Source organism: Siminovitchia acidinfaciens (assembly GCF_003605385.1).
GTDB lineage: Bacteria > Bacillota > Bacilli > Bacillales > Bacillaceae_C > Siminovitchia > Siminovitchia acidinfaciens.
Genome location: NZ_QYTV02000004.1, coordinates 259,079 through 273,097 on the forward strand (window position 1 = coordinate 259,079; position 14,019 = coordinate 273,097).

Below are 14,019 nucleotides of genomic sequence, written 5' to 3' on the forward strand. Positions count from 1 at the left end.
GTTTTCAGATGATTTTATATGATAACTATTTTAACATATCGAGTTATCTTAGTGTTAAAATGACAAGGTGAGGGGGCATTTACATATGAAAAAAATAATCGGAATGTTGTTTTTGCTGCTCATTGCTGCGATGGTCACTGGCTGCAATAAGGAACCGAAGCCCGAAGAGCGTTTTACCGCTTATGTAAAAGAGTGGAACGAACATAACTTTGACAAGATGTATGATTATCTATCCGAAGAGGCACAGGGTAAGGTTTCAAAGGAAGATTTTACTGATAGATACGAAAAAATCTACAAGGATCTCGAGATCAAGAATTTAAAAGTTGATTTTAAAGCGCCTGAGGAAGTGGAGGAAAAAGACGGCGCGGTGGAATTCCCTTTTCATGTAAAAATGGACAGCTTTGCGGGCGAAATCGCATTTGATCATACCGCTGTTTTGACAAAAGAAGAACGGGATGATGCCCAAAATTGGTTTGTGAATTGGGACACGACGTTTATTTTTCCACAGCTTGAAGAAGGCGATAAAATCAGTCTTCCGACAACTCCTGCCAAACGCGGAGATATCGTCGATAAAAATGGGACGGGACTTGCCGTGACGGGGAAAGTCTCCGAAATCGGAATCATACCCAGCGAAATGGGCGATGACGAGGAGAAAGTCATTAAGCAGGTTTCTGACGTGCTCGGATTGAGCAAGGAAAAAATTAAAAAAGAGCTGTCAGCTAGTTGGGTTCAGCCGGAACATTTTGTACCGATTAAGAAGATTCCGGGAGATGCCAATGATTTATTGGAAAAAGTGACAGCGATTCCTGGCGTCAACAACCGCACGGTTGAAGCAAGGGTTTATCCGCTCGGCGAAGCGGCTGCACATTTGATCGGCTACGTCGGCCCGATTACTGCTGAGGAACTCGAAGAAGCTGGCGGAGGCTACCAAAGCTCGGATGTAATCGGCAAAAGAGGTTTGGAGCAAGTTTTTGAAGAGAAGCTAAAAGGCGAGAACGGGGTAAAAATCGTCATAAATAAAGAAGATGGCACAGAAGAAGTGTTAGCTGAGAGAGAGGTCAAGGACGGGGAAGACGTCCAATTGACAATTGACGCTGGCGTTCAAGCTGAAATTTTTAACGAATTAAAAGGCGAAGCGGGCGCAGCAACGGCGCTGAATCCTGTAACCGGCGAAACGCTCGCATTAGTGAGCAGCCCAAGCTTCGATCCGAATATATTATCATTGGGCGCGACAGCGAAAGATTGGGAGAAGCTTGATAAGAACAAGAAAGACCCGCTTGCCACCCGATTCAAAAATGGCTACGCGCCGGGATCAGTGTTAAAGCCGATCACATCGGCGATTGCACTGGAAGCGGGCGCGGTCGATTGGAAGAAAACGTACGATATTAAGGGATTGTCCTGGCAGAAAGATGCATCTTGGGGCGGCTACTCCGTGACAAGGGTTTCCGACACGAACGGGCCGGTTGATTTGGAAAAAGCGCTCGTGCTCTCGGACAATATTTTCTTTGCAAGGGCAGCCCTGGACCTCAGACAAGATAAGTTTATCGCTGGACTGAAGACCTTCGGATTCGAAGAGGATATTCCTGACTATGCTTTCCCGCTAGATAAATCCACAATCGGGAATATCGATTCTGACATTGCTTTGGCAGACTCAGCTTACGGGCAGGGGCAAATCGAAATGAACATCGTACACTTGGCAACAACGTACACGCCACTTATCAATAAAGGAAATATGATTCAGCCTGTTTTGGTAAAAGGTGTTGCGGATAGTGCCGTTTGGAAAGAAGGCATTATGAGTGAAAAAACGGCTGCTGATATACAAAACGCTTTGGTGAAGGTGGTCGAGGATCCGAAAGGAACCGCGCGAGGCGCCCGAATTTCTGGCAAGCGCCTTGCCGGAAAAACTGGTACAGCTGAACTGAAGGCGAAACAAGGTGAAAAAGGAAAAGAGAATGGCTTTTTCGTCGCTTATGATACCGAAAAACCGGATATGCTTGTAGCCATGTTGATTGAAGACGTGCAGGGCCGCGGCGGATCAGCGCCTGCGGTAGATCGAGTAAAAAAAGTGTTTGAGAAATAAAGATGTGGTGTGTCCCGGCGCGAATGCCGTAAATAAAATAGAAAGGCAGCTCTTTTTAAGGGCTGCCTTTTTGTGTGGTGTGCGGCAGCGAGTTCGAGTAGGAGAGAGTTCTGGCGGTCTACTTTTTTTGATGCGAGAGGCTGAGTTGTGCGCCTTGATTGATGAATCTACTTCTTAGCGAAACCCAACTCTTTTGGAAATAATGTCATCTTGCGGAAATAACATCCATATTCGTCGGATTTTCGAAATACTGGCCGAGATTCCAAAATACTATCCGACTTTCTGAAATACTAACCGGAATTCCAAAATACTATCCGATTTTCTGAAATACTGTTCGGTTTTCTGAAATACTGTCCAGAATTAAAAATACTATCACTTTTAAGCCTTCCAAATCAAAACCGGACGCTCCAACGTCCGGTTCATCTTTTTCCTATTATGTTTTAGGGAAACTTCGGGGAGTGACAGTGGTCGCCCACCTATGTTTTTTTGATAAAGACTTTCCAGTCGACTCCCGTGCTGATTTTGTATTTTTTCGCGAAGGATTGCTGGTTGATGGCGACCGCAACGTTGTCGAGTGAGTTGATGTAGATCAACGATTCGCCTTTTTCGGTAGCTGCGAAGGAACGACCGTAAATCATTTCGCGCTCGAACACGATAGCGGATTCGTGTTCGATGGTGACTTTTACTAAATCGCCATACTGGACCTGCAAATCTACCAGCTGCGAACGGCTAATGTTTGTCCAGATATTCCCGTAGCGCACATCGAGCACGTCAATAATTCCGTACAACACTTCACTTTCCATGTAAGCATCCATAGATGGCAGCATGACGAGCTGTTCGAGATCGAGCTTTGACCCAACCTGTTCAAAACTTATTACTCCTGCAGCCAGCCGCGCACCTGTATAGGCGTAAATGTCGCGGCCATGGAACGTGTGGGATGCGCCCGAATTCGGAAGTCTGTTGATCGTCTCATCAATCATCCTCATTTCGGCAACCCCGATATCTTTATTAACATGTGTTAGCGTCCCGTTATCCGGAGTCACGATGTAATGATTAGAATGAGTACGCGCGACGACGCTGCGTCGATCGGTACCCACTCCCGGGTCGACGACTGATACAAATACTGAGTTCTCCGGCCAATAAGCAATAGTCTGGAGAAGCCGATAAGAGCCTTCCCAAATGTCGAATGGGGGAATTTCATGTGTAAGATTATAAATTTTCAGATCCAAATCCACGCAATTCGCGACTCCGTACATGGCACTGACCGCCCCATCACCCAAGCCAAAATCCGATTGTAGTATTAAAGGGTTGCCCACCGTCTTCTTCCTCTCTTATATGAAATTTCTTAAAATTGCCATTGGAAAAAAATTGCTTCGAATAATACGATATCTTAATACACGCAACCCCCTTTGTCAAAGTTTTACCTGAAGCCCGGGAGGGAATAACACCATAGAATAGCAACCGAGAGACAGGTGACTTAAATGAGAAAATGGACGCTGGCATTGTTTATTTGTTGTATGATGGCTTTCCCTTCACTTGCATCAGCCGAAACCCAGGTGGTCATTTCCTTTGACGGCATGCGGCATGATTTTTTAGAGGGTCTTATGAAAAAGGGAGACATGCCCCATTTTAAAAAAGTTGCGGAAAAAGGAATGTATGCCGAAAATATACAGACGATCTATCCCTCTTTGACTTCCGCTTCCCACGCAGCAATTGCGACCGGGGCTCCCCCTTCCGAGACAGGTATGGTCAGCAACGAAATCCATATGCCGGATAAAAAATTGTTAAATCGGGATGACGCTTTCTTTTCACCGCTTGATGCTGAGCCCATCTGGTCGAAAGCTCGTGAAGACGGAAAAACGACTGCCACCGTTCTTTTCCCAGGCTCGAATCCTAAATACGGCAACCAAGCGGATTACGCGGTCTATTATGGAAAAACATGGACGGAAAGCGCTCTTGTTCCGCTTGAATTCAAAGGAAAAAAAGCGAAGTTTCCTTTATTCAAGAATCGTAACGTTTATATTCGGGCTACGGATTCCAACACGTTTTACTATTCATTCGACCCCGCGATGAAGGATGCTGTGAAGGCTGGATTGAATGAATGGGGTTCTCTTTCCTATCAAACTAAGAGCGGAGACCTGGTGGGTTTTTCGTTTAAACTAAAATCTTCGAAGCCAGATTTGTCCGATGCCAGGTTATATCGGACAGCTGTCACATCCGCCAATATTGCCGGGCCTTCCGGTTTTAAAAAAGATATCAATGAGAAGTTCGGATTTTTCCCGATGCAGGACGATGATACGGCACTTGCTAAACAGTGGATCACACGCAAGGAATACGAAGAAATCAGCGAGCGGTTCGCCCAATGGACGACAGATGTATCGTTATACATTAAAGAAAAGTACAAGCCGGACCTGTTATTTTTTTACTATCCGCAAGTCGACCATGAATCACATAAATATTTACTTGTGGATCCGAGGCAGCCCGGATTTTCAGAGGAACGGGCCGAGCAGTATATGGGATATATCCGCTGGTCGTATCGGCTGGTCGACGACATGCTCGGACAGGTTCTTCCTCAGTTGAAGGCGAAAGACCGGCTTTTCCTAGTTTCCGACCATGGCATGGAGCCGGTGCATTCAAAGCTTTCCCCTAATGAAGAGCTGGAGAAGGCAGGTCTGCTAGTCCTTGATGAGGACGGAAAAGTGAACTTAAAAAAATCAAAAGCCTTTGCTGTTGCCAGTGGCTCCATCGCGCATGTGTATATTAATTTACGTGGGCGTGAAAAAGGCGGAATTGTCGACGAAGATGAATATGACACGCTGCGGCGAGACATATTGAAGATTTTTGAAAGGGCGGAAGTTGAAAAAAAGCACTTCCCCCGCCAAGATTATGTATATTACGGTTTCGCCAGTTGGTGGCACAACCTCGTTCACCAGGGTGATATTGCCGATGCAGTTGATTCTGTAAGAGAGGCTATCAGCCTGGCGAGCGAAGAAAAAGTCAGGCCGTATGATGATGTACTCATGACCGGAAGCGGCCGAACGCCTGAAGTCAATCACGAAAACGCAGGAGACATCCTTTTAGTGGCAAAAAGAGGATACTACATGGCGCAGGGAGACGGAAATGAAGTCATGGAGCCAGACGACCTTGGTAACCATGGCGGCGACCCTTCGAGACCAGAATTGTTTCCGATTCTTGTGGCGGCCGGCAACGGGATTCCTGCTGGTGTCATCGATTCTCCGATTTCCACCATGGATATTGCTCCCACTTTATATGAATTAATCGGCGTCGAGCAGCCTGATTTTGTCGAGGGGAAACCGATTCGGGAGCTCGTGGGTGAAAAAATCCCTTAGCATCGGGCTTTGAGGATGAATATATTTTATTGAAACGCTCAATCACTTCATCTAAACATAAAAATGGCCATTAAGCAGGCACCTGCTTAATGGCCATTTTTTATCTGCCGCTGTTTGTGAATACCCTGTTCACAGATAAAAAGGTACAAATGCGGCAGCGCCTTAACTTCTAGTTCCGCGTGCGTTGGATTTGCCCTTCTTTTCTTTCTGTTCATCTGGCCGCTTGTCGTTACCATTTCTTGGTTCCCTGTGTACTTTTGAATCTTTCACCATGTTAATCCCTCCAATAAAGGTTTTGCTGCAAATGAACGCAGCAGCCAGTACTATCATGACCTTAATATGTTCAAATATTCACAAACCCATATGGTTTAGGAGTATTGAAAATCTACCGGGGGGAGATTTTTTGGCGGACTCCTGTGAAAGATTGAGAATGACACAGGAGTTCTTGTTCCGTTTCTCGTGTTCCTCATTTCAGGACACAGCCCGTTTACCCTTGTTCAGTGCATCACAAAAAACCGCAGCCAATTCCTCACATCTTTTCGTATCTTCAGCATCGGGATCCAGCTCCACTTTTACACGTTCGCCCACGAGCACTGCCCCTATCTCCGTGAATCGTTCCGCCATTGAATCGACCGCCTTCCCGAACTCCGGATAAAAGCTGTCCCCTGAGCCAAATACCGAAACGATCTTTCCGTCCAAATCAACATCCAGCAACTCTTCGTAAAAGTCTTCTACTTCCCAAGGAAGATCACCGTCGTCATATGTGTATGTGCCGAACATAATTCCATCATATTCAAGCAATTCCTCCGCCCGGATGTCATCCGCGTCAAAGCCTTTCCTTGTAACCGTCATCGCCTTATCCACTAGGCATTTTTCGATAATGCTCGTAATCTCTTCAGTGTTTCCCGTCATACTCGCGTAGAGTAAAAGTACACGACCCATGGTACCCACTCCATTCCTGTTCTTCTTTCTTCCATCATAATGGCAACAGACATGTCCCATCCTTGATGTGCGTCAATGTTTAGAAAAATGACCCGATTACCCATGTTGCTGCCTCCCAATTCAAGGGCTTTTCACCCAAATAAAATCCCCGTTGGGTATTTTTGCAATACTGTATATCTTTTAGTTTCATTCTTTCAATAACCTTATTTTTTTAGCAAAAAAGGAATTCAGAAAACATTAATTCAAATTATACAGACGGCCCCGTTATACCGCATTATTGATTTCCGCTTCAAGTGGCTGGGCAACATAGCTTTTCCGGACCGGCGATAATGCCTTACTTTTGGATGCAAACGGTTTTCGTGACAGCTAATCCTGTTGCTTGGGACAATTATTAAATACTTAAATTGTGCATATTGCTATGCTAGGCTCCTAAAGACAGGAATTCCTATTGCACTTATCGATTGGCAGGCTTCGCTTCTGATGTGCACCGAAGGAAAGGTTGTGGGAGAAGTTATACCACATAGGAGGAATTCTTTCGAGGTATACATGCCGCACTATCCAGCTATGAAGCACCTTGGAACCACAGGATGTGACGCAAGAGACAGGGGTTGTCCAGGGATCTTCATGCTGGAGAGGGCCGGCGAATTTACCTTTGCAAGCTCCTCTGCGCGATCCTAGAAGGGCGAGCGGAGCTGATGCGTTGATAGTGACCGAGGAAGCAGGTAAATTCAGATTTAGGGCACCATGACTGCTTCATAGTGACCATATAGGCGAAATTGAGGACAGAACGGGCACCATGGAGCGTTCATAGTGACCGAGGAAGCAGATAAATCCAGATTTGGGGCACCATGACTACTTAATAGTGACCACCTAGGAGAAAATACGGACAGCACAGGCACCATGGAGCGTTCATAGTGACCGAGGAAGCAGATAAATTTAGATTTGGGGTACCATAACTGCTTCATAGTGACCACCTAGGAAAAAAATGCGGACCGCACGGGCGCTGTTCTTCCCTTTAACTGAGAGTAATTTAAGTCACGGAATTTCCGGCCACGGACATAAAAAAAGGGCGCAAAGAGCCTGGCTCTCCGCGCCTTAAACTGAAGGTAAGATATTCTAATTATTCTAGGTTGGCATGCTTTCCATACATGGTCTGTGAATCGAGACCTTTTTTATTCATAAATCTTAAAATCACCGCATCAAAGAATAATAGAAGTGACTGTTCAAACAGTGATCCCATGGGCTGGATAGTTACTTTTTCACCGCTTGTTTCAGATTTGACCTGGGCAGGAATTTTAATCGTAATGTCTGCCAATCGGCCAATCGTTGAATCGGGTGCAATTGTGATCAGAGCAACCGAAGCACCGATATCTTTCGCCTTTTGTGCCATAGAGACAAGGCTTTTGGTTTCTCCTGAGCCGGAACCGACAATTAATATATCGTCCTTTTCAAGACTTGGGGTGATCGTTTCGCCGACTACAAAGGAATCGATTCCCATATGCATCATCCGCATAGCAAATGACTTCGCCATCAAACCGGATCTTCCAGCCCCAGCAACAAAGACCTTTTTTGCCTCAATGATTTGGTTGACCAGTTTTTCAGCTTCTTCGTCCGTCAATTGATGAGCGGTACGCTCCAACTCCTCGATGATTTCATTGACGTATTGAACCGTTTGCATCTTTATCGCCGCCTATGCCAAAACTTTTTCTTTGATGAGTTTTTGCATTTCAGCAGCTGCAGCCTTCTTATCTTCCGCTCCTGTAATACCGCCGCCAACGATGACAAGATCCGGCTCAGCGTCTACCACTTGTGGAAGTGTATCCAATTTGATTCCGCCAGCAATAGCTGTTTTAGCGTTTTTCACAACGTTTTTGATGACTTTCAGCTGTTCGAATGGATTTTGTCCTGCTGCTTGTCCGTCATAACCAGTGTGTACACAGATGTAGTCTACGCCAAGTGCGTCGATTTCTTTCGCGCGCTGCTCCAGGTTAGGAACGTTGATCATGTCTACAAGAATTTGTGTACCATGTTTCTTCGCTTCTTCGACAGCACCTTTGATTGTGATATCGTCAGTTGCACCAAGGATAGTTACAATGTCTGCACCAGCTTGAGAAGCGTTCATAACTTCGTAAGCTCCTGCATCCATTACTTTCACGTCTGCCAAAACAGTCATGTTAGGGAAAGCTTCTTTGACTTCCTTAACTGCTCTGTGTCCTTCTTTATTGATGATTGGTGTACCAATTTCTACGATATCTACATGCTCTTCGACTTCCTTGACCAATTCCTTTGCCTCAGGAATATTTACGAGATCTAGTGCTAATTGAAGTTTCATCTTCATCTCTCCTTGTAAATTTTTTTGATTTCTTGGACTCATTGTATTTCAGAGTTTTCGGAATTGGAAGAACGCACTTTACCACCACCTAGTGTCCGGCAGGAAACCTAAAAAATTTGAACTGAGTTGGACTTTTTTGCAAAATCCAAGATGATTTTTATGTTTTTTTATAAATAATTTTCCTTCTAGGCTTAAGCTGGCTTCTGTCAGCCCTGATTGGGCTAATCCAGCGTGGGTATTCAAAAAACAGATTGGCAAAAATGTATACTTCGGGTCATATTATTGCATGGACGAATGTTAGTTCCGGAATTGGTGATGCTTGTAGTAAAAAGGGATTTTGGCCATAAAGGTCGTTTTTATATGATGATAGGTGATTGATATTCTGTCTTTGGAGGCGAGAACGTCACTGCCAAGGTAAACCACGTTATTAATTAGATTGAAGATGACCGAGTATATTTCTTAGGCGGCGATGATGATCATAATCTGTTACCCTGAACGAAAACGAGTCCCAATGGAGTAGTAAAATATGCATCCTTTAGAGCTCCCACGTTACAGGCAAGGCATTTTCTTCGCTGACTCGGTCACTTAAAACCCTTCTTAGTTACCGAGCACGCAGTTTTTCCGCTGACACGGTAACTTAGATCCCTCCTTAGTTACCGGCAAGGAAGCTTTTTCGATAACTCGGTCACTTAGAGCCCTCCTTAGTTACCGACAAGGAAGCTTTTTCGATAACTCGGTCACTTAGAGCCCTTCTTAGTTACCGACAAGGAAGCTTTTTCGAGAACTCGGTCACTTAGAGCCTTCCTTAGTTACCGACAAGGAAGCTTTTTCGATAACTCGGTCACTTAGAGCCCTCCTTAGTTACCGACAAGGAAGCTTTTTCGAGAACTCGGTCACTTAGATCCCTCCTTAGTTACCGGCAAGGAAGCTTTTTCGATAACCCGGTCACTTAGATCCCTCCTTAGTTACCGGCAGGGAAGCTTTTTCGATAACTCGGTCACTTAGAGCCCTCCTTAGTTACCGACAAGGAAGCTTTTTCGAGAACTCGGTCACTTAGAGCCCTCCTTAGTTACCGACAAGGAAGCTTTTTCGAGAACTCGGTCACTTAGATCCCTCCTTAGTTACCGGCAAGGAAGCTTTTTCGATAACCCGGTCACTTAGATCCCTCCTTAGTTACCGGCAGGGAAGCTTTTTCGATAACTCGGTCACTTAGAGCCCTCCTTAGTTACCGACAAGGAAGCTTTTTCGAGAACTCGGTCACTTAGAGCCCTCCTTAGTTACCGACAAGGAAGCTTTTTCGAGAACTCGGTCACTTAGATCCCTCCTTAGTTACCGGCAAGGAAGCTTTTTCGATAACCCGGTCACTTAGATCCCTCCTTAGTTACCGGCAGGGAAGCTTTTTCGAGAACTTGGTCACTTAGATCCCTCCTTAGTTACCGAGCACGCAGTTTTTCCGTCGTCCCGGTCACTTAATAGAATATAGAAAGCAACAATGAGCTTTACTTGTAATTTCCTGTAAAAAATGGAATCAAAGATCATCTACGGTTTACACTCCAGATTCAATGGCAAACCATTTTTATGAATGAAAGAAAAACTCATTCCCATTTTTAATTAAGATCTTGCTGTCCATTAAGAAAGGCCGTTCAGAAAATCAATTGATTTTCTGAACGGCCTTGTTTTCCAACGAATAAACAAATAAGGATTCACCTGCCATATCTGCCCTTCATATTTCAAATTATCATGATTACTTGGCGGCCCCTTCCAGCTTCAAATCGCATTGGGCTGCCATCTCCTTATAATGTTTCCCCCACTCAGAAATGGCGTCAAGCAAAGGCAACAAACTCTCCCCCATTTTTGTCAATGAATATTCTACCTTGGGAGGAACGACGGGATACACCTTCCGGTGAATAATCAGGTCCGCTTCCAGTTCCTTCAATTGAGTGGCAAGCGTTTTTTGAGACACTCCCGGCAGAAGAGATTTAAGTTCGTTGAACCGTTTGGTCCCCTCTTTGCCTAGATGCCACAATATGAGCATCTTCCACTTGCCCCCAATGATTGCAAAGGTTAATTCCTTTTCGCAGTTGAATTTAACATCCTGCAACCGTGACATGAATCTCTCTCTCCTTCCTTCCAGGTATCTATTAAGTGACTAGGTTTCCTTCTGGTAAGTATCAATTATACGCGTTGTTCGCTGTTCATTTTTTGTTAAATTGTGAAGCTTTTTTACTTGGTTCCGGAAAGACCTTAGTTTTATCAAAAAAATCATGTATAAAGTTATCTAAGGAGTTGAGAAGGATTCAAATGTTCCAAACCTTCCAAAAAGCGAAAACGAAAAGGAATTAGAGCATATTCATTATTTAAATAAAAAATTGAAAGCGTTAAAAAAGGGGTGAATGCCATGTCTTTATCTATTCCACATTCTTTTTCTGATACCGCGGCGGTTCCCAGCGGTTCAACAGCTTTGGATCCTTTGACGTTTGTCTTATTTGGGGCAACAGGGGATTTGGCAAAACGAAAGATCTTCCCTACTTTGTATCATCTATTCCTGGACGGGAAGCTTCCTGCCTCCTTTTCTGTCATTGGCTTAGGCAGGAGAGAGTGGACTGACAATGTTCTTCGAACGCATATAAAAGAATCTTTGAACCATTTTTCCAAGCGCTTTTCGGAAGAGTGTTCAAGGATGGATACATTTCTCGATGCCATTCATTATGTACCGCTGGATGTAACAGACCAGGAGAGTTATAACCATCTGCTAAAACAGATTCAGAAACGGGAGGCGGAACACTCGATTCCGGAAAATCGGCTTTTTTATTTATCGGTTGCTCCTGATTTAATCGATACAATCACCACCAACATTCAAAAAAGCGGGCTGGGTGATGGGAAAGGATGGAAGCGCCTGATCATTGAAAAACCGTTCGGTTCTGATTTAACATCCGCCCAACTGCTGAACAAGAAATTGACAAGCGCCTTCGAAGAGAGTGAAATCTACCGGATAGACCACTATTTGGGTAAGTCTATGGTTCAAAATTTAGAAGTGTTAAAGTTTGCCAATCCCATTTTTCAATCAAGCTGGAATCCGGAGAACATCTCCAATGTACAAATAACAGCCAGTGAAACCGTGGGCGTGGAAGACCGGGCCAGCTACTATGACCGGGCAGGAGCCATCAGAGATATGTTTCAGAACCATATGCTTCAAATGCTGATGATGACAGCCATGCAGGTTCCGGAACAATTGAACGCTTCCTCCATCAGACAAGAGAAGAGGAAAATTATGGAGTTTCTCCAGCCTTTAAAGAAAGAGGACTTTAATGAACACATCGTCCGAGGCCAGTATGGCCCTGGAAAAATTAACGGGACGCCTGTTGTCGGGTACAGGGAAGAGCCTGGTATCGAAGCAGTTTCCCAAAACGACACGTTCATCGCCGCCCGGCTGTTCGTTCACTACCCCGACTCAGGTCCTGTCCCTTTTTATATTCGTACAGGGAAACGGATGAAAGAGAAATCCACACGGATTGTCATTGAGTTCAAAAATAGAAACAAAGACCTTTATAAGGGGAAAATTGACCAAGCCGAACCAAATCTCCTGGATATTGAAATCAACAAGGAAGGTATGTCCCTGCAGTTGAATCTAAAAAACCCGGCGACGAAGCAAATTGAACCCATCTCTTTCTCTTTCGCCGCAAATGCGAAAGAAACACCGGGAGAATATGAATTGCTGTTATACGATGCGCTGCGCGGAGATTCCACGTTCTTTGCCCACTGGGAGGAAGTTGAACTCTCCTGGCAATGGGTTCAACCCATCTTGGAGGCATTTGATGAGGATTTGCTTCCCCTGCACTTTTATCCATCCGGATCCATGGGCCCAGAAGCTGCCGACCGATTGTTGGAAAAAGACGGATTTACATGGTGGTAGCTGATTTTTAGATAGATTGTAAACCATGAGCGATTTTATATAAAGGAGACGATTGTCGTGACGGTATCTTTTGATTACTCCAATGCACTCCCTTTTTTAAAAGAACATGAATTAGAATATATCGATGAGTTTGTCCAGGTTGCCCATCATCGTCTTCATAACCAGGCAGGACCAGGCTCGGATTTTTTGGGATGGGTCGAGCGGCCTCTATATTATGATAAAGTTGAATTTGAGCGAATAAAACTTGCAGCTGAAAAAATCCAAGGCCATTCAGATGCGCTGGTGGTTATTGGAATAGGTGGCTCCTACCTGGGGGCTCGGGCTGCTATCGAGGGGCTTTCCCATACGTTCCATAATCAAATCGGGCATGCGACAGAAGTATATTTTGCAGGTCAAAACATCAGCTCCACCTATATCGCACATCTATTTGAGCTGCTTGAAGGAAAAGATATTTCCATCAATGTAATTTCAAAGTCCGGTACAACGACCGAGCCTGCCATCACTTTTCGCATTTTCCGTGAGTATATGGAGAAAAAGTATGGAAAAGAGGGAGCAAGAAAACGGATTTTCGCCACGACGGACCGGGAAAAAGGTGCGCTTAAAAGCCTAGCGGACCAGGAAGGCTATGAAACGTTTGTCATCCCGGATGATATTGGCGGAAGGTATTCCGTTCTAACGGCTGTGGGCCTCCTCCCAATAGCAGTGGCAGGGTTGGATATCGACCAAATGATGGAAGGTGCCGCCGCCGCTTATTATAAGTACAACAACCCGGATCTCCAAACGAATGAATGTTATCAATACGCCGCTGTAAGAAACGCATTGTATCAAAAAGGAAAAGATATTGAGCTGCTTGTAAACTATGAACCTTCCTTACACTATGTCTCGGAATGGTGGAAGCAGCTGTTTGGGGAAAGTGAAGGCAAGGACCAAAAAGGCCTTTATCCTGCCTCAGTAAACTTTACAACGGATTTGCATTCTATGGGGCAATATGTCCAGGAAGGCCGTCGTCATTTGATTGAAACTGTTTTACAAATCAAGAAACCTAAAATTGACCTGGTGATTCAACCGGATCAGGAAAATTTAGACGGACTCAATTTCCTGGCGGGGCAAACCATGGATGAAGTGAACAAAAAAGCCTTTCAGGGCACGGTTCTCGCCCATATTGACGGAGGCGTTCCAAATCTGACCGTGACATTGGATGAAATGAATGAATACCACTTTGGAGAAATGTTCTATTTCTTTATGAAAGCCTGTGCAGTCAGCGGTTACCTGCTGGGAGTGAATCCGTTTGACCAGCCAGGGGTGGAAGAATACAAGAAAAATATGTTTGCTTTATTGGGCAAGCCGGGCTTTGAAAGCGAAGCCAAGATACTTGAAAAAGCACTTTCTAAATAATTTCTAT

Annotated in this window: 10 protein-coding genes; 4 read left to right on the forward strand and 6 right to left on the reverse strand. The window is 44.8% G+C overall.

Annotated elements, in window-relative coordinates:
* Positions 1–85 precede the first annotated feature (85 nt).
* A complete protein-coding gene (locus D4T97_RS11170) occupies positions 86–2,080 on the forward strand; it encodes a penicillin-binding transpeptidase domain-containing protein (protein WP_126050685.1) in 1,995 nt (664 codons plus the stop codon).
* A 476-nt stretch (positions 2,081–2,556) separates the two neighbouring features.
* Here D4T97_RS11170 and D4T97_RS11175 read toward each other — a convergent pair whose 3' ends face one another.
* On the reverse strand, positions 2,557–3,336 hold the full coding sequence (locus D4T97_RS11175; RefSeq protein ID WP_235872238.1) for an SAM hydrolase/SAM-dependent halogenase family protein: 780 nt from the start codon (positions 3,334–3,336) through the stop codon (positions 2,557–2,559).
* A gap of 225 nt (positions 3,337–3,561) precedes the next feature.
* Here D4T97_RS11175 and D4T97_RS11180 point away from each other — a divergent pair, with 225 nt between their 5' ends.
* Positions 3,562–5,430, forward strand: coding sequence for an alkaline phosphatase family protein (locus tag D4T97_RS11180; RefSeq protein ID WP_126050689.1), 1,869 nt, complete (start codon positions 3,562–3,564; stop codon positions 5,428–5,430).
* 471 nt (positions 5,431–5,901) lie between these two features.
* On the opposite strand, the gene D4T97_RS11185 is transcribed toward D4T97_RS11180, so the two are convergent.
* From D4T97_RS11185 to D4T97_RS11200, 5 genes are all read right to left on the reverse strand, one after another.
* Positions 5,902–6,372, reverse strand: a complete 471-nt coding sequence (locus D4T97_RS11185) for a flavodoxin (RefSeq protein ID WP_126050691.1) — start codon at positions 6,370–6,372, stop codon at positions 5,902–5,904.
* Positions 6,339–6,476, reverse strand: a complete 138-nt coding sequence (locus D4T97_RS20510; protein ID WP_164525547.1) for a hypothetical protein — start codon at positions 6,474–6,476, stop codon at positions 6,339–6,341. The genes D4T97_RS11185 and D4T97_RS20510 overlap by 34 nt, the downstream gene beginning before the upstream one ends.
* A gap of 1,016 nt (positions 6,477–7,492) precedes the next feature.
* Positions 7,493–8,050 (reverse strand): 6-phospho-3-hexuloisomerase, encoded by a 558-nt coding sequence (gene hxlB, locus D4T97_RS11190; protein ID WP_126050693.1) that lies wholly within the window; start codon positions 8,048–8,050, stop codon positions 7,493–7,495.
* Between the two features lie 12 nt (positions 8,051–8,062).
* Complete coding sequence (gene hxlA / locus D4T97_RS11195; protein ID WP_126050695.1) at positions 8,063–8,704, reverse strand: 3-hexulose-6-phosphate synthase; 642 nt, start codon at positions 8,702–8,704, stop codon at positions 8,063–8,065.
* A gap of 1,744 nt (positions 8,705–10,448) precedes the next feature.
* Positions 10,449–10,814: a winged helix-turn-helix transcriptional regulator gene (locus tag D4T97_RS11200; RefSeq protein WP_126050697.1), complete on the reverse strand. Its 366-nt coding sequence runs from the start codon at positions 10,812–10,814 to the stop codon at positions 10,449–10,451.
* A 351-nt stretch (positions 10,815–11,165) separates the two neighbouring features.
* Here D4T97_RS11200 and zwf point away from each other — a divergent pair, with 351 nt between their 5' ends.
* Both zwf and D4T97_RS11210 read left to right on the forward strand, forming a co-directional pair.
* Complete coding sequence (gene zwf, locus D4T97_RS11205) at positions 11,166–12,617, forward strand: glucose-6-phosphate dehydrogenase (RefSeq protein WP_126050993.1); 1,452 nt, start codon at positions 11,166–11,168, stop codon at positions 12,615–12,617.
* A 57-nt stretch (positions 12,618–12,674) separates the two neighbouring features.
* Positions 12,675–14,012, forward strand: a complete 1,338-nt coding sequence (locus tag D4T97_RS11210) for a glucose-6-phosphate isomerase (RefSeq protein WP_126050699.1) — start codon at positions 12,675–12,677, stop codon at positions 14,010–14,012.
* Positions 14,013–14,019 lie beyond the last annotated feature (7 nt).